Here is a 26,267-nt window from a genome sequence, read left to right on the forward strand (position 1 = left end):
TCATTTGGCCAGCCCTTTTTTATTTAATGTCGTTGTTACAATATGGCTGCTACCTCAAATTTCTGTTTCCGACAATACTCCAATACACGGGGCAGCGCATACTCCAGCCGGTCCCAGGCTTTGGCGCTGTCGTGAAATACCACGATGGAGCCTGGCTGTAATTTAAACACCACGTTCTGTACGCAGGCTTCTCCATTGATTTCCGTGTCGAAATCACCACTCAGCAGATCCCACATAATAATTTTTGCGCCTGGAATTTTCTGCTTGATCTGTTTGATCTGGAAAGGCGTAATCCGCCCGTACGGCGGTCTGAAAAGCGGAGACGCAATGTATTTGGCCGCTTCCAGCACGTTTTCAATATATTTTTCGGTGTTGGTTTTCCAGCCGTTCAGGTGGTTGTGTGTATGATTGCCGGTGGTATGTCCTGCTTCCAGTATCTGCTGATAGATAGCCGGGTATTCCAGCACGTTTTTCCCGATACAGAAAAAGGTAGCTTTTGCATTGAACTTTGCCAGTTGCTCCAGCACGAAAGGTGTTGCCTGTGGGTGCGGACCATCATCAAATGTAAGATATACCTTATTGCCGGCCGGAGACAGGCTCCAGACACAACTTTTGTACAAGGCTTTCAGGATGCCGGGCGTTTTGGTAAGATAGAACATAGAATTTTCAGCGCTTAGTACTGCAATATACTTAATGTGCCAGAGCGGGGCTTCGTATTAAAAAATTTTAATCTCCCAATTTCTCTTCGGGGCAATCATGAACAGCTAAAGGCTAAATCCTTATCTTTGCGGACTATGGATCACAAAAAAGTAAGAGTGCGTTTTGCGCCCAGTCCTACTGGTGGCCTACATCTTGGAGGTGTACGCACTGTATTGTTCAACTATTTGTTTGCGAAACAGCATAAAGGTGATTTTGTGCTGCGTATTGAAGATACAGACCAAACCCGTTACGTTCCCGGAGCGGAGGAATACATCAATGAATGTTTGCGTTGGTGTGGCCTTACACCGGATGAAAGTCCGGAAGTGGGTGGTCCGTTTGGCCCATACCGTCAGAGTGAGCGTAAGCCTTTATACCGCCAGTATGCGGAACAGCTGGTGAAAGCCGGTCATGCCTATTATGCGTTTGATACTCCGGAAGAGCTGGAAAGTATGCGCGAGCGGCTGAAAACACCGGAGAATCCTTCTCCGCAGTACAACCACGTGGTAAGGGCAAAGATGCGTAACTCACTTACGCTCTCCGATGCAGAAGTACAGGACCTGCTGGCTAAAAATACCCCGCATGTGATCCGTATCAGCATGCCTGCCAATGAGGACATTACTTTCACCGACCTGGTTCGGGGAGAAGTGACTTTCCATACCTCACAGGTAGATGATAAAGTATTGCTGAAAGCAGATGGTATGCCTACCTATCACCTCGCTGTGGTAGTAGACGACTATCTCATGAAAATAACACATGCCTTCCGTGGAGAAGAATGGCTGCCATCGGCGCCGGTACATCTCCTGCTCTGGAAATTCCTGGGTTGGGAAGCTGATATGCCTCAATGGGCGCACCTTCCGCTGATCCTGAAACCGGATGGCAATGGTAAACTCAGCAAACGTGACGGTGATCGTTTAGGCTTCCCCGTATATGCTATGAACTGGAGAGATCCTGCCAGTGGCGATATCACCAAAGGTTTCCGCGAACGTGGTTTCCTGCCGGAAGCATTTATCAATATGCTGGCGATGCTGGGTTGGAATGATGGTACTGAACAGGAAATTTTCTCCCTGGAAGAACTGATCAGCAAATTCTCCCTGGAACGCGTACATAAAGCCGGTGCTAAATTCGATTTCGAAAAAGCAAAATGGTTTAACCACCAGTATATTCATCACAAAGACAATGAAAGCCTCGCTGCCTTATTCCAGCCCGTGCTGGATGAAAAAGGTGTTACCGCCGCTCCTGACTATGTAGCTACAGTGGCGGGCCTGGTAAAAGAGCGCTGCTATTTTGTAAATGAAATATGGGACCATGGCTTCTTCTTCTTCCAAAGCCCGGATACTTACGATGAAGCGGCTGTAAAACCAAAATGGAATGCAGACAAAGATGCTTTTTTCCAGGTATGGTCAGCGCAGCTGGAATCATTGTCTGCTGCTCCCGCAGCGGATCTGGAAGCAGCTTTTAAAGCACTGGCTGCTGAAAAGAACCTGAAGATGGGCGATGTACAGTTGCCTTTCCGTATCATGCTGACCGGCGGCAAATTCGGCCCCCCGGTATTTGATATCGTGGCTACCCTGGGTGTTGCGGAAACCCGCAACAGGATTGCCAAAGGACTGGCGGCTTTTCAATAGAAATTGTTAGTTGTTATATAGATAAAGGCTAAACGGGTCATCCCCGTTTAGCCTTTATCGTTTTTAGTACTATAAAAAAGGAAGGCCGGACAGTTACTGTCCGGCCTTCATGGTATTGAAAACAGTTTATTTACCTTTTGCGCTTTCTTTCGCCCAGGCGTCTTTCAGCGTAACCGTTCTGTTGAACACTACTTTATCGGCGGTGCTATCGGCATCCACTACAAAATATCCTTTGCGCAGGAACTGGAAGCGTTCTCCCGGTTTAGCCTGCAACAGGCCAGGTTCTACGAATGCTTCTTTAATCACCTGCAGTGAATCCGGGTTGATGAAGGTGGTAAAATCGGCCTCTTCTGCCTGTGGATTTTCTGCGGTGAACAGACGGTCGTAGATCCGTACTTCAGCGGTGGCCGCATGTTCAGCGCTTACCCAGTGAATGGTTCCTTTTACCGTTAAGCCGCTCTGGTCGCCACCACTCTTGCTTTCAGGCAGGTAAGTAGCGTAGATGGTGGTAATATTACCATCTGCATCTTTATCAAAGCTTTCGCCCTTGATGATATAGGCATTCTTTAAACGCACCATGTTACCAGGTCCGAGGCGGAAGAATTTTTTAGGAGGATTTTCCATGAAGTCTTCCCGCTCAATGTAAAGCGTATTGCTGAAATGCAGGGTACGGGAACCGGCGTTTTCATCTTCCGGATTGTTGTCGGCAGTCATTTCTTCTACCTGTCCTTCTGGGTAGTTGGTGATCACCAGCTTTACCGGGTCCAGTACGGCCATTACGCGGTTGGCGGTTCTGTTCAGTTCTTCACGGATACAGAATTCCAGCAGGCTTAATTCGATCATGTTATCGCGTTTTTGCACGCCTACACGTTCGCAAAGCTGGCGGATACTGGCAGGGGTGTAGCCACGGCGGCGTAAACCACTGATAGTAGGCATCCGGGGATCATCCCAGCCGTTTACATGACCTTCTTCCACCAGTTGTTTCAGTTTTCGTTTACTCATGACCGTATAGGTCAGGTTTAAACGGGCAAACTCGTACTGGTGGCTTGGGAAGATGTCCAGTTCTTTAATAAACCAGTCGTACAGTGCGCGGTGGGGAATAAATTCCAGCGTACAGATAGAATGGGTGATATGTTCGATGCTGTCACTTTGCCCGTGAGCAAAATCGTACATCGGGTAAATGCACCATTTGTCGCCGGTACGGTGGTGGTGAGCATGTTTGATACGATACATGAGGGGGTCGCGCATGTGCATATTGGGCGAGGCCAGGTCTGCTTTGGCACGGAGGGTTTTTTCGCCATCCTTGAATTCGCCTTTGCGCATACGGTCAAACAGGTCCAGGTTTTCCGCAACGGTGCGGCTTCTGGCCGGAGTGGGTGTACCCGGTACGGTAGGTGTACCTTTGGCAGCGGCAATTTCATCGGCACTGGCGTCTTCCACGTAAGCCAGTCCTTTTTCTATCAATTTTACGGCAAAAGCGTAGAGTTGCTCAAAATAATCGGAGGCATATAATTCCTTTTCCCACTCGAATCCCAGCCAGCGGATATCTTCTTTAATGGATTCCACGTATTCTGTATCCTCAGTTACCGGGTTGGTATCATCGAAGCGGAGATTGGTTTTCCCATTGTATTTCTGGGCTAATCCAAAGTTCAACGCAATGGATTTAGCATGGCCTATATGCAGGTAGCCATTGGGTTCTGGCGGAAAACGGGTCAGTACCCGGCCGTCATTAACGCCATTCGCTATGTCTTCTTCAACAATTTGTTCTATAAAATTGAGGGATCTTTCTTCGCTCATAATGATTTTATCTTGGACGGCAAATGTACAAAAAAGCCGAGAGCTTAAGCTTTCTGCTTTTTCGTACATTTACTTCCTTAATATGATAATGGTATGGTCAACCCGTTAAATCGTCCTGTTCGTGTATTGGTAGCCAAAGTGGGCCTGGATGGTCATGATCGTGGCGCAAAAGTAATTGCTGCCGCCCTCCGGGATGCCGGTATGGAAGTTATTTACACCGGCCTCCGTCAAACGCCCGAAATGGTGGTCAATGCCGCGCTGCAGGAAGATGTGGACGCTATCGGTATCAGTATCCTGTCTGGCGCCCATATGACCGTATTCCCCAAGATCATTGCCCAGATGAAGGAAAAAGGGATGAACGATGTGCTGCTGACAGGTGGCGGTATCATCCCCGATGAAGATATGGAAAGCCTGCAGGAAATGGGAGTGGGTAAATTGTTCCCTCCCGGTACCAATACCAAAGATATTTCCAGCTATATCACAGACTGGGTGGCCGCTCACAGAAATTTTTAAAAATATTTATATATCCACGTAACATTTCTTAAACCGGCTCGTCTTTAGTGGAAATAGTCCACCGAATCTAAAAAACCATAATACCCGTTTTATGAAATGTAAGTTACTCCCGCTTTGCCTGTTAATGCTGACGCTGTGCTGTACTGTAATTGCCCAGGATAAAAAAGATTCTACCAATAATTCTTCTGCTCCTGATTCCACGGTCAGGGAAGAAAAAACGGTTTTTTCCATCATTTTTGGTAAATACCCCAAGCACCGGGAAGGGGTATACGTAACACACGGTGGTGATGGCCCCCTGCTGTCGTTCGCATCTATGAAAGAGAATGGAGAGCATATGCGCAATATCCCCCGCTTTACCCTCTTTTTTAACATAGGAAGTAACTTCAACAAGGATTTTTCCAAAAACTTCGGGATTTTCACAGGGATCAACCTCAAAAACATAGGGCTGATCTCTAAACCTGCTGATTCACTGAAGCTCAAGCAGCGCGTGTATACCCTTGGAGTGCCGGTGGGTTTCAAATTAGGAGATCTCAGCTCCGGCAGCCTCTTCTTCTTTGCCGGTGGCGAAATAGACCTGGCTTTTAACTATAAAGAGAAACAATTTGTAGATGGGGACAAGGTCCATAAGTTCAATGAATGGTTCAGCGACCGCACTCCCCTGCTGATGCCTTCCCTCTTTGCCGGTTTCCGGTTCAACCCGGGCTTTGGTCTGAAAGTGCAGTATTACCCGCAGAACTTCTTTAACCCCGACTTTAAAACAAAAGATAAAAGCGGCAATGCCGTATATCCCAACCGGAACCTCGAAGCCAACCTGGTATTTGTGACCCTGGGATATAATTTCAGCGGCGTGGACTATTTTAAAGTGAAGAAAAAAAGACACTATATGAAGATGAAAAGTGGCAAAGCAGAGTTTGAGGTAAATTACTAACGGGCATATCCCGCATATTTAAATGAACCGTAGCAGATCTTTTCTGGCTACGGTTTTTTTGTAATCGTTTCCCGCACTGCATGATAGCCGCAGAGGGTAGGCAGCCGGCGCCTGCTATCGGGCTGATTCGTTAGGTTATTGAATATTGCTTAATATTGGTAAACTAAAATACGGCTCATGTATCAGACGTTAAGCACACAATTGGAAAATGGTATTCTCACTATTACCATCAACCGTCCGGAAAAGATGAACGCCCTCAACCAGCAGGTACTGGCTGATCTGGCACTGGCAGTAGATGAAATATACAGTAACCGCGACATTAAAGGCGCCATTATCACCGGTGCAGGTGAAAAAGCGTTTGTAGCGGGTGCAGACATCAGTGAGTTCCTTACTTTATCAGATAAACAGGGAGAAGAACTGGCCAAGAAAGGCCACGTGATTTTCCAGCGGATAGAAAGCAGTCCGAAACCTATCATTGCGGCTGTTAATGGCTTTGCACTGGGCGGGGGCTGCGAACTGGCGATGGCCTGTCATTTCCGGATCGCCAGCGATAATGCAAAATTCGGTCAGCCGGAAGTAAACCTCGGACTGATCCCGGGATATGGTGGTACCCAACGCCTCACCCAGCTCATAGGAAAAGGCAAAGCCCTGGAACTGATGATGACGGGAGATATGATCAACGCCACAGAGGCACAGGCATGGGGGCTGGTAAACCATGTGCTGAAGCCCGAAGAATTGCTGCCCAAAGCCATTGCCATCTTACAAAAAATAAAAACAAAGGCGCCATTGGCGATTGCACGTGTGATTAAATGCGCGAATGCCGCCACCGATAAGGACCAGGACGGTTTTGAACTGGAACTGAAGGAGTTCGGCGCCTGCTTTGCCACAAAAGATCTGCAGGAAGGCGCAGCAGCCTTTGTACAGAAAAGAGCCCCAAACTTTACCGGGGAATAGCTTGCTGCCCAGACCGTAATGCCGTACTTTTGTAGCCTTAAAAGTTTAAGTCATGGAATTCAGAATAGAGAAAGACACAATGGGCGAGGTGAAAGTGCCTGTAAATGCCTATTATGGCGCTCAAACACAGCGCTCCATTGAAAATTTCAAGATCGCACAGGATATCAACAAGATGCCGAAGGAAATTATCAAGGCATTTGCATACCTGAAGAAAGCGGCAGCTATCACCAACCTCGAAGCGGGTGTACTGCCAAAAGAAAAGAGTGATCTGATTGGTCAGGTTTGCGATGAAATCCTGGAAGGTAAACTGGACGATCAGTTTCCGCTGGTGGTATGGCAAACCGGTTCCGGTACCCAGTCCAACATGAACGTAAACGAAGTGGTAGCTTACCGCGCTCACGTCATCCATGGCGGCCAGCTGACGGATAAAGAGAAATTCGTTCACCCGAACGATGATGTGAACAAGTCACAGTCTTCCAACGACACCTTCCCTACTGCCATGCACATCGCTGCTTATAAAATGTTGCAGGAAGTAACGATCCCGGGCATCACAAAGCTCCGCGATACCCTGGCAAAAAAAGCAGCAGACTATAAGAACGTAGTGAAAATTGGCCGCACCCACTTCATGGATGCTACCCCATTGACACTCGGACAGGAAATCAGCGGTTATGTAGCCCAGCTGAACCACGGTTTAAAAGCCATCAACAATTCACTGGCACACCTGAGCGAACTGGCCCTGGGCGGTACTGCGGTAGGTACCGGTATCAATACACCAAAAGGATACTCTGAAAACGTGGCGAAAAATATTGCCCTGTTAACCGGATTGCCTTTCATCACCGCAGAGAATAAATTCGAAGCACTGGCAGCACACGATGCCATCGTAGAAGCACATGGCGCCCTGAAAATGGTAGCTGTGAGTTTAATGAAGATTGCCAACGATATCCGCATGCTCAGCTCCGGCCCACGCGCAGGTATCGGTGAAATTCATATCCCGGACAACGAACCAGGTTCTTCTATCATGCCAGGTAAAGTAAATCCTACCCAGTGTGAAGCCCTGACCATGATTGCTGCCCAGGTAATGGGTAACGACGTGGCCATCAGCATTGGCGGTTCCAACGGACACTTCGAACTGAACGTGTTTAAACCTGTCATGATCTTCAACTTCCTGCATTCTGCCCGCCTCATCGGCGACGGTTGCGTAAGCTTCAACGATAAGTGCGCAGAAGGTATCGAACCAATCGAAGCCAATATCAAAAAACATGTGGAAAATTCCCTGATGCTGGTTACTGCACTGAATACCAAAATTGGCTACTACAAAGCAGCTGAAATTGCGCAGAAAGCCCACAAGGAAGGCACTACCCTGAAAGAAATGGCCGTGAAACTGGGTTATGTAACCCCGGCTGAATTCGATGAATGGGTGGTTCCTGCACACATGGTAGGAGATATCAAGTAATAACAGATAATATTTATGGAAGAAAAGAGTCCCGCTAATAACGGGGCTCTTTTTTTTGTTATCTTCAGGAGATATAAACACTAACGATCATGGATATACTCTTTTTTAGCGCACAGCCCTACGACATTCATTACTTCAACCAGGCCAACCAGCAGGGGGAACATCGCTTCCGTTTCCTGGAGGCGCAGCTGAATGAAGATAATACGGCGCTGATAAAAGAAGAAACGGCGGTTTGTGTGTTTGTAAATGATAAGGTGAATGCTGCTGTGATCAATATACTTCATGAGAAAGGCGTACGGCTCATTGCACTGCGTTGTGCCGGTTTCAATAATGTAGACCTGAAAGCTGCTGCTGCTGTGGGCATCAAAGTAGTACGTGTGCCGGCCTATTCGCCGCATGCTGTGGCAGAGCATGCCGTAGCTTTACTGCTGGCGCTCAACCGGAAAATATATAAAGCGTATAACCGTGTACGTGACAACAACTTCACCCTGAACGGACTGGAAGGTTTTGATCTCTTTGGCAAAACAATCGGTGTGGTGGGTACCGGAAATATCGGCGCTGTATTCTGTAAAATAATGCTGGGCTTTGGTTGTAAGGTATACGCCCATGATATTTATGAGAATGAGGAATTGCTGGAAGCCGGTGTGAAATACGTGTCTCTTGATACGATTTTCGGACAGTCGGAAGTAATTTCCCTGCATTGCCCGCTGATGGAAAGTACCCGGCATATGATCAATGCGGATTCTATTGCTTCTATGAAAATGGGCGTGGTACTGATCAATACCAGCCGGGGTGGATTAGTGGATACCGCCGCCGTAGTTGCTGCTTTGAAGAATGGCCATATCGGTGCGCTCGGCATTGATGTATACGAACAGGAAGAACACCTGTTCTTTCAGAATTTCTCCGGAAGTATTATCCAGGATGATGTGTTATCAAGATTAACGACTTTCCCCAATGTACTGGTAACCGCGCATCAGGGCTTCTTTACAAAGGAGGCGCTCACGCAGATAGCAGAAGTAACGTTGAATAATATACGTAGTTTTGAAAAGTCGGAACTGTTACTAAACGAAGTGAAGTAATGTAGCGATAATAGTACGCAGGCTCAGGATAATAATAAGCACACCTACCATGATCATGAGCGGCTTTCTTTTGATTTTACGCACTAAGATCGCGGCAAAGGGAGAAGCAATTACACCACCGATCACCAATCCTACAATCACCTGCCAGCTGGAGATACCGGTGAAGATGAGGAAAGTGGCTGCACTGGAAAGGGAGATGAAAAACTCTGCCGCATTCACAGAGCCAATGGTATAATGTACGGTACGGCCTTTACTCAGCAAGGTGGAGGTAACAATGGGGCCCCAGCCTCCGCCGCCGATGGCGTCCATGAAGCCGCCTACAAAGGCAAGTGGTCCCAGTCTTTTTGTTTTGGTTTTTCTTTTTGTTTTCTGGATACCTTTCCGGATCACGATAATGCCGAGTACCAGCAGGTAAGCACTGATAAAAGGTTTGATCACATCTCCATCTATTTTGTCGGACAACAGGTAGGCGCCTGAAACAGCGCCGATCATACCTGGTATCAGCAGGCATAAAAATAGTTTCTTATTAACGTTGCCCAGTTTGAAATGCGCAAACCCTGAAGCGCCGGTGGTAAATACTTCTGCTACGTGTACACTGGCACTGCTAACGGAAGGGGATACACCGAGGCCCAGCAACAGCGAGGACGATGTAGCGCCATAAGCCATGCCCAGTGCGCCATCTACCAGTTGCGCGCATAATCCTACAATGATATAAAACAGTAATTCGGTAGTGAACAGAGAGTGAAAGAAGGTGCGTACATTGGCTTGTACAGCGCCCGGTACGGCGTAGTAATAAGCCGCTGTCAGTAAGGTGACGATCAGCACGGAAACAACAGCAATCTGCCACCATTTAAAGGATGGGGACGGCTTTGCGGTAGTGGAGCCTGCAACGGCTGTTGTACGTGTAGTCATGTCAGTTATATTTTAAGTGAGTTTAAAAAAACAGGGATGCAACTTACGAGCTGCACCCCTGTGTGTCAGCAACTATTTTCTTTTGAAAACGTTGTCATATGTTATGGATACGTAGTATAATCCACCGATGGTAGGACCACCCACATACTGGAAGTATTTTGAATTCAGGATGTTGGACGCACCCAGTTTAAACGCTGTTTTGATTTTTGGTACACGGTAAGTGATCTGTGCATCCACGGTGTTGTAGGATGGAACATCGCCGTTACCAAAGAGGTTCTGCCAGTAGAAAGTATTCTGCCAGTGCCACACTACGTTGAAACCCACATTTTTAAATACGTTGCGGTTACCTAAGCTCACGTTGGTAAACCAGTCTGGTGTGTTAAATCCGGGGATTAACGCATCGTCTTTGGTTTTATCCTGCGCCAGTTTATTGTAGTTGGCGTTGCCGCTGATGGTGTAGTTTTTATACAGATCATAGGTAACAGCTACCGCAAAACCGTAGTTGTTTACGGTTGATTTACTGTTGGTCCATACGCGGTAGCGGTCCTGTAAAGACTTATCCAGCATCTGGTTCAGTACCGACTGATCCGGCGTATTCACATTACCGGTTTTAGGCACTACGGCTTCAATCTGACCGATGAAGTGTTTGTAGGAGCTATAGTAGCCATCTACGTCGATAAAGAGTTTGTTATCCAGCAGAACGGCCTTGTAGCCAGCTTCAAAGGACGTGATCTGCTCCGGAACGATGGGATCCAGGTTGGCCACTTTCAGTATGCCTGCATTTTTTGCTGCTGCCGCATCTTTGGAGATGTGTTCTGCATTGATGGTTTTATTTACCGCTACACCAAACGCATCTACCGTGCTGGTGAGGAAGGAGTTTTTGAAATAGCCGAGGCCTTGTTCAATGAAGGCAAGTCCACCTACACGCCTTACCTGTCCGTTGTTTACGAAGGAGTAAGCTTCAAACAGGGATGGGAAGCGGAACCCGTTCTGCCAGGACAGGCGGAAGTTGTGTTTGTCTTTGATGCTGTAAACAGCGGCAATACGCGGGTTTACTTTACCGGAGAACTGCTCATTTTTATCATAACGCAGGGAGCCGGTGAGCTTTAATGCGTCGTTGAAGAAAGTTTTGCTGATCTGTGCGAAGCCACCATATTTACCGTACCAGATGTTCTTTCCACCGGGACTGTTGCGTTTGTCGGCCGGACGGGAGAAATCCACGAAGTTGTTACCATCAGGTATGATTTCGTAGGTGCGGTAATCAGCGCCTACGAGTACATCTGCGAAGTGGATGTATTTACGCAGGTTCCAGGTACCTTCTGTGTGGTAGAAGCGGCTTTTTTGTAAGAGAGCAGCGCCACCACTGGTATTTTCAGGATTTTTGGAAGTAGGGTAGATATCCCAGTCGTTGATGCTTTTGATTTTTGCGACCTGTGCGTCGAAGGCAGCGGTACCGGGTGTCCATCTGCCGGCATCGGCCAGGGCACGGGCGGCTGCATGTGCGGCAACGAGGTCGGAACCTGCGGTGAGCGCGTTGTTCAGACCGGTGGTATAATCCGCCAGCCATTTTTTATCTGTTTTGAATGATTTCTCAAGGTTATCTGCCAGCGGGTTCATGTTGTAGGAATCACCGGTGTTTTCAATGGAGATATAGGATCTCACGGTGAAGTCGGGGTGTACCAGTTCCAGTTTGGCATTTTGTACGGTTACTCCTCTGAGGCCGATACGATTACCACGTTGGAAGAAGCCATCCATTTCGCCATAGCGGTAGGAAGCGGATAATTCCAGTTGGCGGGGTAAGCGGAAATTAAAGGAGACGTCGGCTTTTTTATTTTTCACGGTGAAGTCGCCCACAATATCTTTTTCCCAGTAACCGGTACGGTGTACGGTGTAAGCGCGGCCGTCCTTGTCGATTACGGAGAGGTTGGAGTTGTCGCCGTATTTGTTCCAGGCATCATTGGCGATGTTATTGGGGCCGCTGAGTTGTGGAAAATCTGGGTTGGCTTTTGATTGCGGGGAAAAATCGCTGTGATTATCGGCGTACCAGTCGGTACCCTGCATGTAGCTCAGGTTGATTTTCCAGGCAAACCAGTCGGTGTATTGCTGTGCGTAACGAACGGCGGTTTCGGTGAGCAGCTTGGCGCCGCCATCATCGCCTACGTGGTTCACTGCTACTTTCTGGTATACGCTTACGCCCTGGTACTGAAACGGGTTTTTGGTAATGAGGTTAGACATCCCGTTGATGGCGTTCATACCGTAGAGGGCAGAAGAGGCGCCGGGTGTTACTTCTACGCTGGAGATGTCCAGCTCCGTAGGTCCGATGGCGTTACCCAGCGGTACACCGAGGGTAGCGGCCTGGTTATCCACACCATCTACCAGCTGCATGAAGCGGAAGTTGTTGGGAACGTTGAAGCCACGGGTGTTAAATACTTTGAAGGTAAGACCGGCGGTGGTCATCTGTACCCCTTTCAGGTTGCCGAGGGCATCATAAAAGGTAGAAGAAGGTGTTTCTTTCAGCGCGCGGATATCCAGTTTTTCGATGGCTACCGGAGAGCGGAGCAGTTTTTCCTGTTGCCGGGAAGCGGATACCACTACCTCATTTACGAGCAGTGATTGCGTATACAGCTGGATGGCCAGTTTGCTGCTGGCGCTTTTTACTTCAAATTCCTGGGGTTGATAACCGATCAGACGGATGACGAGTTTCAGTGGAAATTTGGAATTGGTGGTGACATCAAACCGGCCGGTGGTATCTGTCTGCGCACCAAAGGAAGTGCCTTTGATCTGCACGGAGGCCCCTGGCAGTGCATTGCCATGGTCGTCTGTAATCTTTCCCTGTATTACATAGGAGCCGTTGAGTTGAGCGTGGACTAGTACCGGACTAAATACCAAAATAGCAAACAGGTATTTAACCAGTATAGGTAAGAACTTTTGCATAGCGTTGTTAACATTATAGATTCTGGAGTGATAAATTGATAAGGGGACCTTTAAACGATGTCGTGCCTCAACATCGTGCTGTAAATGAGTGCTTTGTAAAATTTATTATCATATAGTCTATAGAATTAGTAGACAAATATAATTCGGGTATTTTTCATTTCAAAGCAAATGCGGGGATTTATTGGAAAAAGCCTGCCCGAAGACTGGTGTTCATGGCGCAGTTGCGCACTTAATCCATTCAGGGTGAACGATTTGGGGCAAGGTTTTTTTCTTGTGGAAAATCTGTCCGGATGTATGATTACTTAAAGAGATGATTTAAGGAGAGGTTATTCAATACAATGCTGTGGATGGGAGGTAAAGTGCGGGTGCCTGAAATTGTGAGTTCTGTCTTTTTTTCGGAAAATATGATCAATTTTGCGGGTATTTGTACAGATATTTTCCCTTATCCACCGAAAACAACATCGGGTATGGGCAATAAAAAAGCGCCTACCCAAAGGCAGACGCTCCTGTCAATATTAAAAGAGTTGATTAAGCTACATGATCCTTTGCCACTGGCTGCTGTTCTGTGGGCTTCGGCTGCATATGTCTTCCGAAAAAGCGTTTCTGGAAAAGCAGGATGGCCACTACACCGGTAGAAATAGCCGCATCTGCCACGTTGAATACCGGGCGGAAAAACACGAAGTAATCGCCTCCCTTGAAAGGTACCCAGTTAGGCAAATAGCCTTCGTAGATAGGGAAATACAGCATATCTACCACGCGACCGTGTAAAAAGCTGCCATAACCACCGCCGGCGGGCATAAATTTCGCGACTTCGTATCCTACGCTATCGTTGAAAATAAGGCCGTAGAACATACTATCTATCAGGTTACCAGCTGCTCCTGCCAGGATCAGGGATCCGCAGATCAGCAGGCCGGTACTGTATTTTTCTTTAATGAGTTTCTTCATATACACAAAACCCACCACTACAGCTACCAGGCGGAACAGGGTCAACAGGATTTTTCCAAAGTCGCCTCCGAACTTAAGCCCATAGGCCATTCCTTCATTTTCAATAAAGTGAATCCGGAACCAATTGGGGAAAATCACAAATTCCTGTTGCATGAACATGTGCGTTTTGATCCAGAATTTCAATGTCTGGTCAATAGCCAGGATCAGGATAACGATAAATACTACGTGACGATATTTCAACTGATATTAAAATTTTATCAAAAATAATAGTTTATTTCAAAGTCGAAGCCTGCAATATCATTATTCCTGGAAATATACCCTTTTTACCCGCTGTGAAATTCCTGTTAATATTTCATAAGGAATCGTGTCCGCCCAAGCTGATAGCTCTTGTACAGAAAGATCCTGGCCAAAAACAATGACTTCATCCCCTTCTTCAACGTCCGGAATATGGGTTACATCGAGCATCAGCATGTCCATGGCTACTACACCTGCTACGGGGGCCAATTTACCCCGGATCAGCATCTTTCCTACGCCCATTCCCAACCGGCGGGGATAGCCGTCAGCATAGCCGATACGTACAGTGGCTGTTACAGCGGGGCCTTTCGCCTCCCATTTACCGCCATAACCTACGGTATCGCCTGCCTCCAGGTGTTTCAACTGGGCCACAGTGGTTTTCAGGGTGCTTACATTACGAAGCTGGTCCTGGATACCATTGCTGCTGTCGATGCCATACATACCGATTCCAAGACGCACCATGTCCAGCTGCAGGTCAGGGTGACGGGTGATAGCGGCGCTGTTGGCGATGTGACGTATTACGGTATAGCCCAGTGCCTTTTGCAACTCATGGCTCATATCATAGAACAACCGGCCCTGTTGCTGGGTGAAGGCGTCCTTTGCAGGGTCTTCACTGGCAGCCAGGTGGCTGAATATGGATTGTACTTTCATCAGCGGACTGGCAGTCAGTATCTGCGCCAGTTCTGCGATTTCGCTTTTCACAAAGCCGAGCCGGTGCATACCGGTGTCGAGTTTGATGTGAACGGGGAATTCCGTTTTGCCGGCAGCGGTAATTTCTTCCATAAACTGCAGTAAGATCTGCATGGAATAAATTTCCGGTTCCAGGTTCCAGTGCAGGATCGCATCAAAGCTGGCGGGTTCCGGGTTCATCACCATGATGGGCATAGTGATACCGGCCCTTCTCAGCTCCACTCCTTCATCTGCATAGGCCACCGCGAGGTAATCTACACCATGGAACTGCAGCAGGTTCGCGATCTCAAAACTTCCGCTGCCATATGAAAAGGCTTTCACCATGGCCATGAGCTTTGTATCCGGCTTTAGCAGCGACTGGTACAGCTTTACGTTGTGGGAAATAGCGGTCAGATTGATTTCCAGGATGGTCTGATGGGCTTTCTGCTCCAGCAGTTTACCGATACGTTCAAACTGGAAGATACGGGAACCCTTTACCAGGATGGTTTCATTCTGGAAGTCGTCTGCATTGAACTGTTGTATGTATTCATCGGTAGTAGTGAAGAACTGTGTTTTCAGACCTTCTACCTGCTGGAAGCTTTTTTTCTCCCGGCCTATATTTTTACCGATGGCAATTAACTTGTTGATGCCCTTCTTCTGCAGAAGGTCGGCTACTTCTTCGTACAGGGTAGCGTCGCTTTTGCCGCTCTGGAGGATATCACTGAGGATAACAGTGCGGGTAGCGTGTTGCTGCTGTTGCTGGAGGAAGTCGAGTGCAATGGTCAGGGAACCCAGATCCAGGTTATAACTGTCGTTGATCACGGAGCAATTATTGATGCCCTGTTTCAGTTCCAGGCGCATGGCGATATTGCTCAGTTGGTCCATTCGTTGCTGGATCACGGTTTGTTCCTTGCCCAGGTATAACATGAGCGCCACGCAATGAATGGCATTTTCGATAGATCCTTCATCTACAAAAGGAATGCTGAAGTGCAGTGGTTCCTGTTTGTAGAGGGCGTCTATACGGGTATGGTTATCTTGTTTATCTACACTGGTTACGCGGAGGTCGGCATCTGTTTTCCTGGACCAGGAAAATAATTCAGGGCCACCTTCCTGGTTTTCTTTTTTGCCTACCTGGTTGTGGAAAGCCAGCACACATTCATTGAGGGCGAGGTAGTCTTTACAGTAAATGAGAATATCGCTCTTGGCAAACAGGACCAGCTTTTCGTTGATCTTCTGCCGGATATTTAAAAAGCCTTCGCTGTGAGCCTCTCCTATGTTGGTGAAAATACCGATGGTAGGGCGGATGATTTTTTCCAGGTTCACCATTTCGCCAGGTTGGGAAATACCTGCTTCAAAGATAGCCAGCTGGTGTTCCGGTTTCATCTGCCATACAGACAAGGGTACCCCTATCTGTGAGTTGTAGCTCTTAGGACTGCGAACGATGTTGTAGTCTTTTTCCAGTAGCTGGTACAGCCATTCCTTCACAATGGTTTTACCATTGCTGCCGGTGATGCCGATAACGGGAATATGAAACTGGTGCCGGTGAAAGGCAACCAGGGTATGCAATGCCTGTAGGGTATCTTTTACGAGGATGAAGTTGGCTTTTGGATATTTTTCCAATGGCACCGGTTCACTCACGATAAAATTACTGACCCCTTTGCGGTACAATTCTTCGATGTATTGATGCGCGTTGCGCCGCGGGCTAACCAATGAGATAAAAAGAGATGATTCTGGAAAGCTGAGCTTCCTGCTGTCCAATAAAAGATGGTCAATTTCAGAAAATCCGGTCTCTTGCAACAATTCCCCTTTCAAAGTCTTGTTGATACTTGCTGCGTTATACACGTTTATCAGATTTGAATAATCACTTAGCAGCTGCAAAACCCTTGTCTGCGCTGCTTTTTACTTCACTTTTGCTTCCGGTAATTCTTTTCTCTGATGATAAAGAGAATAGAGGATGGAACCTCCAAGGCATAGAACGATCACTATCAATGATACGTATACCGGTATATGAATATTGTGCTGATGCAAAAAATACTCCGCCAGCATTTTCACTCCAATAAAAACCAGGACGATGGCAATACCCTGGGGCAGATAATCAAATTTATCTACCGCTCCCCTCAGTAAAAAGAACAAGGACCGTAGTCCTAACACCGCAAATATATTGGAGGTATATACTACCATCGGATCGCGTGATATGGCAAATACAGCCGGGATGGAATCCACCGCAAATAAGATATCTGTGACTGCCAGCATCACTACTACCAGTGATAACGTGGTGAGATAAGCCTTATTATGTTTGCGGATAACAAATCGGCCTTTGGGCTCTTCTGTTGTAACCCGCATGTATTTGTTCATAAAACGGTAGATCGCATTTTCTTCCGGCTTAAACTCATCGTCTTCTTTGGCGAAGAACATTTTAATGCCGGTGTAAATGAGAAACGCACCGAAGATATATAAGATCCATTCGAATTTCTGAATGAGCGCAATTCCCAGCCAGATAAAGATAGCCCTGAATCCAATGGCCATCAGTATACCTATCAGTAATACCCGTGAATAATATTCTTCTTTTATTTTAAAAAAACTAAAGATGAGTATAAACACAAAGATGTTATCGATCGACAGGGATTTCTCCATGAGATAAGCACTCATAAAGCTGAGGGCCGGCTCAGCGCCGTCTTCCAGCCACATGAATCCAAAAAATAACACAGATAACACTACCCAGAAAATGCTTTGCCAAAGCGCTGTTTTGAGAGAAGTCTTTTTATTTTTCTTACTAAAAAAGCCCAGATCAAAAATCAACGCCAGGATGATCACAATAAAAAATACCAGATATGTTACTTCTGTTTTTCCCATGTGATTGCATTTTAGGAGTGGCAAAGATAGGAAAACGGCAGCTAGGTTTCTGTTTTAAGGTTGGTTTCAACCCTCTCCTGCTGCCGTCAGAACCGCTGAAAGCCAGTGGCTTAGGGCTGTTCCGGCTATTCGGTAAATTTACGTTGCCTTACAAACTGGAATACCATTGCAAACAGCAGTACCAGTCCAACCGGTACCAGGAAGCAGATCACCTGCCATTTGGTTTTTCCCTGCCTGATTTTTTCTCCATCCAGCAAGCGCAGGGTCAGTTCTTTGTTACGCGCTTCCATGATGCCGCTGTTGCCACAGAGGTATTCCAGGCAGTTGAGGAAAAATTCTTTATTGGCAAAGGCAAAGCCGGGATTAAATTCGTTGATACCCATCTGTAGCGGGCCTTCCTTACGGGATACCGCATTAGACATCACATCACCATCGCTTACCACAATCATTTTATTGGCGGTGTCGGTCCGTTCCTTGAATTGCTGCCCGGATGCGTGAAACAGCGGATCTACTGCGTCGCGGTTTTCACGATGACGGAACAGGGACGTAAACTTTCCTTCCAGCAGCACCGCCGCCGGCAGGTATTTTTGCCGGTATTCGCGTGGATTGGGTTGTGTTTTTACGATCTCCCAACTTATCTGGGCGGGTAGCCGCATGGTACGACTGCTCCTGGAAGAGGTGAGCAGTATGGTTTTCCGGATATCGTCATTTTTAATAGTATCGATGGAACTCACAAAACGGCTCAGGACCATATCCAGATTTTTTACAATAGGATGCGCTTTGGTAGGCATCAGCATGGGAAAAAACGGGAATGGCATTGGCTGAATCTGCGGGCGGTTGCCTACATTTCCTACCACCAGCGGTACTACATCGCTTTGCAGATCCAGTACCAGGTCCTGGTTGATCCGTACCCCATAACGGAAAAACATATCTTCGAGGTTCAGACCACGGTCCATGGCGAAGAAAGAGGGATGTTCATGTAAACTATCCATGCTGGCGCTGGACTCATCCACAAACCATAGCACCTTGCCTCCATTCATGACGTATTGATCTATTTTCAGTTTATCCACATCCGTGAAAGCGCTTTGCGGCTTGGCGAAAAGGATCACATTAAAATCGTGTGGAATATATGTGGCCGATTGAAGCGTCAGCGTATCCAGGCCGTAATTGGCCTGTAGCGTGCTGAGGGCGTCGTATACTTCTGCACCGAGGGATTCGCCATGGCCCAGCATATAGCCTACCAGTGGTTTTTCTTTTTCCTGCAATTTGTTGATAGCATAGGCAAACTGGTATTCCAGTAATGCTTCCGAGCTGCTCATGGTTTGCATGGGATCCTGACCACCCTGGTTTTTGAGCAGGTTCACGCCCAGTGTTTTCCCTTTGTAATGTACCAGTGCGCCGGGGAAAATGAGTTTCTCAGCGAAGCCGTCGTTGGCTTCCTGCTGTACTTTCATGTTAAAAGGCATGATGCCCTGTGCGGTGAGTTCACCGAGAAATTTCATGCGCGCAGAATCCGTAAGGCCCTGCCCCGGATTGATGAAAGTAAAGCGAAGGTTTTGTTTGCCATATTCACGGAATTCCTCCAGTAATTCGGTGGTAGACTGCGCCAGTTGCCGGAAGCTGGCCGGATAGTCGCCTTTGAGGAATACTTCAATTTCCACCGGGCTATCCAGTTTCCGCAGCATTTGCCGGGTGTTGGCGGTGAGCGTGTATCTTTTCTCTGCTGTCAGATCCCATCTGCCATGAAAATAAGCTGCTGCTATATTGATGCCCGTGAGTACCAGTACTACTGCTATTGCACGTTGTATGTATTTCTTTCGTGTAGCCATGTCATTTAGTAAGCACGGTTATTAACCGTTTTGCCAGAGTTTTCTTTGGAGGGATAGTTTGGTGAGATAGAGCATGAGGCCTATCACACTGATAAAATAGACAATATCGCGGCTATCTAATACACCACGGCTCATAGAGGTGTAATGGAATTTGATCCCGGCCATCTGCAGATAATAATCTGCGCCTCCGCTGAAGGCGGGGATACGGCTGAGGGCATCGAAGCCATTATAGAAGATAAAACACGTGAAAAGTGCAATGAGAAAAGCAATCATGGCATTATTGGTAAGGGAAGAGGACCAGATACCTGTAGCGGTAAAAGCTGCTCCCAGTAATAATAAGCCGATATAAGACCCGATGATACCGCCGGTATCCAGCTGTTGGTTATCTACACTTAATTGTTGTATTGCCAGGTAATATACAATGGTGGGTAAGAGGGAAATGGCCACGATCAGTAAGCTGCCCCAGAATTTGCCCAATACGATCTGCCAGCCGGTGAGTGGTTTGGTGCTGAGCAATTCCATGGTGCCGGTTTTAAACTCATCTGCGAAGCAACGCATGGTAATAGCAGGTATCAGCAACAGGTAAATGAGGGGCGCCAGGTTGAACAGAGGGTCCAGGTTGGCGTATCCCGTATCTAGTAAACTGGTTTCCGGAAAAACGAACAGTAATAATCCATTTGCCAGCAAAAACAGTATAATGGCCACATAGCCCGTTACACTGCTGAAAAACTGGTTGATCTCTTTCTTAAAGATGGCTAGCATGAACAGTTAGTAAGGATTAGGATATTAGTAAAGATACAAATATAGGGTAAACGCTATTACCTTTCCGGCTATTGTATGGGGTTGTTTCAGCGTGGCTGCCGACGGGGGAATCCGGGGAAGGAAACGCGTTGGTCCGGGGCAGGAGCCGCTTGGCGCCTGCATAAAAGGTCGGGATGCAAGAAGTGCGTCTAACCGAGGTCTACACCGTCTTTATACATTTCCCAGATGGGGCTGGTATTTCTCAGCTGGGTAACCGCTTCCGTGATCGTCCGGATGGTAAATGCTATTTGTCCGGCGGTGGTAAACCGTCCGAGTCCGAAGCGGAGGGAGGCATAGGCGAGTTCGTCGCTTAGTCCCATGGCTTTCAGAACGTGACTGGGTTCCAGGGAGGCCGAGGTGCATGCCGATCCGGAAGAAAGGGCAATTTTTTTATTGAAGCCCATCATGAGGGCTTCGCTTTCCACATATTTGAAGGACAGATTACAGGTATGTGGCAGGCGATGCTGGCGGGATCCGTTTAAAAAGGATAGTTCCAGTTCCAGCAGGGCTTGTTCCAGTTGGTTGCGCAGGGGCAGGATGCGTGCGGTATCAGTAGTCATTTCTTCCATGCAGAGTTCGGCGGCTTTTCCCAGGCCTACGATGCCGGGTACATTGAGGGTACCGGAGCGCATGCCTCTTTCGTGGCCGCCGCCGTCGATCTGGGCGGTAAGCCGTACACGGGGGGAGCGTCTGCGCACGTATAAGGCGCCTGCTCCTTTGGGGCCATACAATTTATGGGCGCTGAGGGTGAGCAGGTCGATGCCGTCGTTATTCACATCAACGGGAACTTTGCCTACGGCCTGCGTGGCATCGGACATGAAAAGTACATCGTGTTTCCTGGCAATCTCGCTGATGGCCTGCACGGGGTAAATAACGCCGGTTTCATTATTGGCATACATCAGGCTGATAAGGATGGTTTGCGGCGTGATGGCTGCTTCCAGCTCCTGCAGGTCAATGAGTCCTTCTGCATTCACGGGCAGCCAGGTGATCCGGGCGCCCATCTTTTCGAGATGCCTGCAGGTATCCAGGACCGCTTTGTGTTCGGTGAGGGCGGTGATAATATGATTGCCTTTACCGGCGTACATTTCGTATACCCCTTTGAGCGCCAGGTTTACCGCTTCGGTGGCGCCTGAGGTAAATACCATTTCCTTGGGCTCAGCGCCAATTAGACGGGCTACCTGTTCACGGGCATAGTCTACCGCTTCTTCTGCGGCCCAGCCAAACGGGTGACTGCGGCTGGCCGCATTGCCGAATGTTTCCGTGAAGTAAGGCAACATGGCTGCTACCACCCTGGGGTCGCAGGGGGTGGTGGCATTGTTATCCAGGTAAACCGGCAATTGTAACATATTATCTGGCTATTTATATTAACATCCGAACCCAGCAAATTTACAACATAAGTTCTATTTTTACCGGTAGAGGATATTCCGAAAAACAGTGTGGATACTACATTCCGCGCAACTATAAACTATACAAACATGCTCAGGGTAGAACATATAGGCATTGCCGTTAACTCATTATCTGTTTCCGTTCCGCTGTTCGAAAAGCTATTGAATACCCCTTGCTATAAGCAGGAAGAGGTGAGCAGTGAACAGGTGCAGACCGCCTTTTTTCAACAGGGGGAAACCAAAATCGAGTTGCTGGAAGCTACTGGCCCGGACAGTGCTATCGCGAAGTTCCTGGATAAAAAGGGAGAAGGTATGCACCACATCGCGTTTGAGGTAACCGATATTTACGCGGAAATGAAAAGATTACAGGAAGAAGGCTTTGTTTTATTGCAGGAAACGCCCAAAAAAGGAGCAGATAATAAACTGATCTGTTTTCTTCATCCTAAGCACAGTAATGGAGTTCTGATAGAAATTTGTCAGGAGATCAAGTAAGCATTTACTTATATATTTAAAAAATAAATAATAATATTTTTTTTAATTTTTTTTCCATTTTAGCAATCCAAAGGAATTTAGCATCCGTAAGTAATTAAGAACACCCCGGAAAGAAGGGCATAAATGTAAGACCAAAATTATTTTGTAAATTTTTGAACAAATACATTTTCCATTACGTTATCTCTATAAACACACAAATTAAAAAAGAACAATACTCAAAATATTACAGGACTTAAGCTTTATAGATTATTAACAGTTTAAGCTCTAACGATTACTCTAAAGTTGGCATAGGTTATGAACACCTGCGGGTTTTTTAGCTTGCAGGTCTTTTTTTTAAGCCCACTTCTACACAAACAGCGGTTTTATTTCAAAAAATATCGGGGAATTTATTTCGGTGGGATAGTTTAATTACTATTTGGCTACTTCCTTTCTATTAACGCTGCTCTATTTCAATAAATTGTTTCATGGCGAAGATATTTTAACGAAGGGATCGCCTGCGGCGATTGTTTTGTTGCTGCTACTGATTAAATTATGGAGAAGTTATTGGAAGATGTAAGCGACGATTTCGCTTTAGAAGCCGTTGCTTTTCAACAGTAGCATTACGATTTATTTACTGTAAATGACAAAAAGATTCGGGGAGATAAAAGTGAATCATTCCACTTCTATCTCCCCGAAATATTTAATAGCAAAAGGTGAAGGTGATCCCTCAGCTTAGTTAAACATATATCTTATTCCCAGCTGACCCTGCCAGCGGGATATCGTTCCAGTATTATCCCGGAAGGAACTGGTAAGAGGGATCTGATTGGTAGCATCCAGGTAAGGGAATGAATAAGCAGCCGCATTGGTAGTATTACCGGAAGGATCTTTGTACTGTCCTTCATACTTCAGGAAAGAAGGCAGGTTAGGAATTTTGGAAATACCCCAGCGCTTATTCAGGAAGTTACCGAAGTTGATGATATCGAAACTGATACGCAGCGTATGTTTTGTTTTATCCTTGCCACTGAAAACAAAGATATCCTGCGTAATATTCAGGTCCATACGTTTGGCGAAAGGCAATACTACCGCGTTACGTTCTGCATATTGTCCGCGATGGCCGCTCAGGTAATTATCCTGTTTGATGAAATTATCCAACTGGTTCCAGATAATGTCTGCTGTGCGTTTATCGGCATTGGTGGCAGGGTTATAGGTTTTATCTCCATAACCTACCGGTACCAGCTTGATATCGTTTTTTGTTTTCGGAATATAAATCAGATCGTTATTGCCGCCGGAACCATCGTTGTTCACATCGCCGTTATAAGTATAGGAAGTGGCGCTATAAAGACCATTTACACTGGGGGCTGCTTCATAGATCACACCCACAGAAGTGGCGAAATGTTTGGCCCATGTAAAGCGGTAAGTGGCTGCTGCTACTACACGGTGCGGCATATAATAATTGGAATATCCCAACACATTTTCATTGGGATCGCCGGCTACGGGGCGGTCGCGCCAGTTGCTCTGCGCAATGGTACCACCATCATTTACGCTGCGTGCCTTGCTATAAGTGTAGGCGGCGCTCAGGTAAAGGTTGGGCAGATTTTTCTGTAACTGGATCGTCGCAAAGTAAGAATAGCCTTTGTTGGTGTTGCGCATCAGAATAGCATCACTGATATTCGGATTGCTCAGGCTGTTGCCGGCATAAATTTTCGATGAGCTGTAGCGCAAACGGTGATCTGGCGTGCTATCCAGCTGGAAGCCGGTTGCAGGAAGATTGATGTTCTGGAAATACACCGCATTGATATCTTTGGAGTAGTTAAACTCTAACGTACCAATTACACCCCATGGCAACTGGCGGTCTACCGCCAGTGTTGCTTTCAATACCTGCGGATATTTGAAGTTTCTATCGGTAACGGCTATATTATATTGGTAAGATAACGCACCTTCCAGTCCTGCTTTATAAGCATTCGGGTCCGGGTTGAATGGGTAAGGAATAGTGGGCACATTCGGTGTAGTACTGGTTTGCGCCGTGAATGAGCCAAACTGTACGCCATTGTTGGCAGCCTGATTGCTGATCCATACCGCTGGTGGCGGACCGGCAAATAAACCTGCACCACCACGGAGCTGGGTTTTTCCATCATGTGTAATGTCCCAGTTGAAACCGATTCTTGGCGATAACAGTGGCGTCGTTTTAGGTGCACGACCTACATCTACCTTAATACCATCGCGGAAAGTAAGGGCGGCGAGGGAGTCATTTTTATCGAAGGTGCTACCTATAACAGGAACGTCTACACGTAAACCATAGGTTAGTGTAAAGAAATTGGTCACACTCCATTTGTCCTGTATGAAGGCGCCCAGTTCCAGCATATTGATTTTAGCATACGGGAAGGCTTTGTCTTTTGTAGTTACATAAGACAATGCATAGCGGGAAGTAGTGAGCGCACCGCTGTTGGCACTGGCATAGAAATCCGTCAGTGTGTTGAAGCGGTAGTTCCCGTTGTAGTTCGGCGCAAAACCATTCAGGAATGTTTTGTAATAGTTCTGTGTTCCGATGGTTATTTCATGTTTACCCTTATACATGGTAAAAATATCGGAGAACTGGTACACATTGGTATTGAGCTTGTTGTTGTAAGTAAATGGCTCATATCCAAATGCAGTATAGCTGGCGCCTTGTCCGTTCATGATATCCACGAGCGGGAAATTGCCTGCTGATAAAGCCGCTCTGAAATCGCGCATAGCGGAGTAACCGATTTGTAATTTATTGGAAGCGCGGTTGCCGATACGGGTATTCAGTTCTGCAATAAAGATGTTGAAATTGTTGTTGATCGTATAGCCGCTTCCGCTGAAAGGAAGGCCTGTAGCACTGGGCTGGCGGCCGCTTCCCACCGCACCGCCACCGGGTGCACCGCTGTTGCTGGCAGGAATGTCTTTAAACGATTTCAGGTAGCTGTATTTGAAAGTAAAGGTGTTGTGATCGTTTACGTTCCAGTCAACTTTAAAAGTTACTTTATCGCTTTGTGTACGGTAAGTATAATTCTGGTAATCACCAGGGTTATAGCCGTATTTACTCATCAGGAATTGTTTCAGCGCATCCAGTGTATCGGCTACGGCCTGTGAAACGTTTCCACCGGCTACGTTACCGGGTTTGTTGGCAACAAGACTGGTAGCAGGGGCTTTGATCCTTTCCTGTTCTGCGCTGATAAAGAAGAACAGTTTGCTGGGGATGATAGCGCCGCCTACATTGAAGCCACGGAGATTGTAATTAAAATCAGGTTTCGGAACAGTAGCATTACCCACTTTCAGCCCTTGCAATCCGGGTGTTTGAATGTAAGTATAAACGGCTCCTTTAAAAGTGTTGGTACCGCTTTTGGTAACGCTGTTGATACCGGCGCCGGAGAAGCCGCCTTGTCTTACGTCGTAGGGAGAGACGTTTACCTGGATCTGTTCCAGCGCTTCAAGGCTGATGGGCTGAGAAGCAGTCTGTGAGCCGAGTGTAGCCTGCAATCCAAATGAGTTGTTGAAGTTGGCGCCATCGACAGTGATGTTGTTTAACTGGTTGCTTCTGCCGCCGATATTCAGGCCATTGGCAGAAGGTGTGAGTTTGGTAAAATCCTGCATAGATCTGCTGATGGTAGGCAGGCGGTCCATTTGTGAACGGGTAATCACTTCCTGGCTACCGGTACGTGCGCGGTTGATCACTTTGTTCTGCGCAACGGAAGTAACTACAATTTCTGTGAGGTTGCTGGTACTTGCCTGCAGGTTGATGTCTGCTTTGAAGTCCTGGCCGAGCGACAGGAAAATATTGTCGCGTTTTTCATCTTTAAAACCGATGTACGAAACGGAGATGACATAGGGGCCTCCGATACGGAGATTGGGTAAATTGTAACGTCCGTCTTTGCGTGAAACGGTGCTGTACTTTGTGCCGGTGGGCACGTGTGTGGCTACGATACTTGCGCCGGGAACAGGGCCTTCTTTGCTACCGATAGTGCCGGCGATATCGGCGGTGGTTTCCTGGGCAAACAGGGCTGCAGGGAAAATCAGTACACAACAAAGCATACTGATGAGGTTACGCCAAATTTTTTTGTGCATTGCGATTCAGATTTTGGTAAAGTTCAAATGACAGATTGAAGTA

General features: G+C 47.1%; 18 protein-coding genes. 7 read left to right on the forward strand and 11 right to left on the reverse strand.

Annotated elements, in window-relative coordinates:
- Window positions 1-35 precede the first annotated feature (35 nt).
- Window positions 36-659 (reverse strand): polysaccharide deacetylase family protein, encoded by a 624-nt coding sequence (locus BMW79_RS06080; RefSeq protein WP_089891900.1) that lies wholly within the window; start codon window positions 657-659, stop codon window positions 36-38.
- A gap of 135 nt (window positions 660-794) precedes the next feature.
- Between BMW79_RS06080 and gltX the strand changes: the two genes are divergently transcribed.
- On the forward strand, window positions 795-2,324 hold the full coding sequence (gltX, locus tag BMW79_RS06085; protein WP_089891903.1) for a glutamate--tRNA ligase: 1,530 nt from the start codon (window positions 795-797) through the stop codon (window positions 2,322-2,324).
- A 126-nt stretch (window positions 2,325-2,450) separates the two neighbouring features.
- Here gltX and BMW79_RS06090 read toward each other — a convergent pair whose 3' ends face one another.
- On the reverse strand, window positions 2,451-4,121 hold the full coding sequence (locus BMW79_RS06090) for a glutamine--tRNA ligase/YqeY domain fusion protein (RefSeq protein ID WP_177192061.1): 1,671 nt from the start codon (window positions 4,119-4,121) through the stop codon (window positions 2,451-2,453).
- A 93-nt stretch (window positions 4,122-4,214) separates the two neighbouring features.
- Between BMW79_RS06090 and BMW79_RS06095 the strand changes: the two genes are divergently transcribed.
- From BMW79_RS06095 to BMW79_RS06115, 5 genes are all read left to right on the forward strand, one after another.
- Window positions 4,215-4,634, forward strand: a complete 420-nt coding sequence (locus BMW79_RS06095) for a cobalamin B12-binding domain-containing protein (RefSeq protein WP_089891906.1) — start codon at window positions 4,215-4,217, stop codon at window positions 4,632-4,634.
- A 91-nt stretch (window positions 4,635-4,725) separates the two neighbouring features.
- Entirely contained in the window at window positions 4,726-5,562 is an 837-nt protein-coding gene (locus BMW79_RS06100) for a hypothetical protein (protein ID WP_089891909.1), read from the forward strand.
- Between the two features lie 177 nt (window positions 5,563-5,739).
- Window positions 5,740-6,516 carry an enoyl-CoA hydratase/isomerase family protein gene (locus BMW79_RS06105; RefSeq protein WP_089891913.1) on the forward strand — a complete coding sequence of 259 codons (777 nt, stop codon included), beginning with the start codon at window positions 5,740-5,742 and terminating at the stop codon, window positions 6,514-6,516.
- Between the two features lie 52 nt (window positions 6,517-6,568).
- Window positions 6,569-7,969 (forward strand): class II fumarate hydratase, encoded by a 1,401-nt coding sequence (gene fumC / locus BMW79_RS06110; protein WP_089891916.1) that lies wholly within the window; start codon window positions 6,569-6,571, stop codon window positions 7,967-7,969.
- Between the two features lie 89 nt (window positions 7,970-8,058).
- A complete protein-coding gene (locus tag BMW79_RS06115; protein WP_089891919.1) occupies window positions 8,059-9,048 on the forward strand; it encodes a 2-hydroxyacid dehydrogenase in 990 nt (329 codons plus the stop codon).
- On the opposite strand, the gene BMW79_RS06120 is transcribed toward BMW79_RS06115, so the two are convergent.
- From BMW79_RS06120 to BMW79_RS06155, 8 genes are all read right to left on the reverse strand, one after another.
- Window positions 9,031-9,960, reverse strand: coding sequence for a sulfite exporter TauE/SafE family protein (locus BMW79_RS06120; RefSeq protein WP_089891922.1), 930 nt, complete (start codon window positions 9,958-9,960; stop codon window positions 9,031-9,033). The two genes, BMW79_RS06115 and BMW79_RS06120, sit on opposite strands and share 18 nt — an antisense overlap.
- Before the next feature lie 72 nt (window positions 9,961-10,032).
- Entirely contained in the window at window positions 10,033-12,894 is a 2,862-nt protein-coding gene (locus tag BMW79_RS06125) for a TonB-dependent receptor (RefSeq protein ID WP_089891925.1), read from the reverse strand.
- 528 nt (window positions 12,895-13,422) lie between these two features.
- The gene (locus tag BMW79_RS06130) at window positions 13,423-14,079 is read right to left on the reverse strand and encodes a lipoprotein signal peptidase (protein ID WP_089891928.1); all 657 of its coding nucleotides are present in this window, start codon (window positions 14,077-14,079) and stop codon (window positions 13,423-13,425) included.
- 60 nt (window positions 14,080-14,139) lie between these two features.
- The gene (locus BMW79_RS06135) at window positions 14,140-16,644 is read right to left on the reverse strand and encodes a bifunctional UDP-N-acetylmuramoyl-tripeptide:D-alanyl-D-alanine ligase/alanine racemase (RefSeq protein WP_089896796.1); all 2,505 of its coding nucleotides are present in this window, start codon (window positions 16,642-16,644) and stop codon (window positions 14,140-14,142) included.
- A 57-nt stretch (window positions 16,645-16,701) separates the two neighbouring features.
- Window positions 16,702-17,655: a TerC/Alx family metal homeostasis membrane protein gene (locus BMW79_RS06140; RefSeq protein ID WP_089891931.1), complete on the reverse strand. Its 954-nt coding sequence runs from the start codon at window positions 17,653-17,655 to the stop codon at window positions 16,702-16,704.
- Between the two features lie 125 nt (window positions 17,656-17,780).
- Complete coding sequence (gene gldG / locus BMW79_RS06145) at window positions 17,781-19,484, reverse strand: gliding motility-associated ABC transporter substrate-binding protein GldG (RefSeq protein ID WP_089891934.1); 1,704 nt, start codon at window positions 19,482-19,484, stop codon at window positions 17,781-17,783.
- 21 nt (window positions 19,485-19,505) lie between these two features.
- Window positions 19,506-20,246 carry a gliding motility-associated ABC transporter permease subunit GldF gene (gldF, locus tag BMW79_RS06150; protein ID WP_089891937.1) on the reverse strand — a complete coding sequence of 247 codons (741 nt, stop codon included), beginning with the start codon at window positions 20,244-20,246 and terminating at the stop codon, window positions 19,506-19,508.
- 188 nt (window positions 20,247-20,434) lie between these two features.
- Window positions 20,435-21,631 carry an IscS subfamily cysteine desulfurase gene (locus BMW79_RS06155; protein ID WP_089891939.1) on the reverse strand — a complete coding sequence of 399 codons (1,197 nt, stop codon included), beginning with the start codon at window positions 21,629-21,631 and terminating at the stop codon, window positions 20,435-20,437.
- A 129-nt stretch (window positions 21,632-21,760) separates the two neighbouring features.
- Here BMW79_RS06155 and mce point away from each other — a divergent pair, with 129 nt between their 5' ends.
- On the forward strand, window positions 21,761-22,162 hold the full coding sequence (gene mce / locus BMW79_RS06160) for a methylmalonyl-CoA epimerase (RefSeq protein WP_089891942.1): 402 nt from the start codon (window positions 21,761-21,763) through the stop codon (window positions 22,160-22,162).
- A gap of 711 nt (window positions 22,163-22,873) precedes the next feature.
- Here the strand turns inward: mce and BMW79_RS06165 are convergent.
- The gene (locus BMW79_RS06165) at window positions 22,874-26,224 is read right to left on the reverse strand and encodes a TonB-dependent receptor (RefSeq protein ID WP_245752395.1); all 3,351 of its coding nucleotides are present in this window, start codon (window positions 26,222-26,224) and stop codon (window positions 22,874-22,876) included.
- Between the last annotated feature and the right edge of the window lie 43 nt (window positions 26,225-26,267).

It is taken from the genome of Chitinophaga arvensicola, assembly GCF_900110835.1.
In the GTDB taxonomy this organism is placed as follows: Bacteria; Bacteroidota; Bacteroidia; order Chitinophagales; family Chitinophagaceae; genus Chitinophaga; species Chitinophaga arvensicola.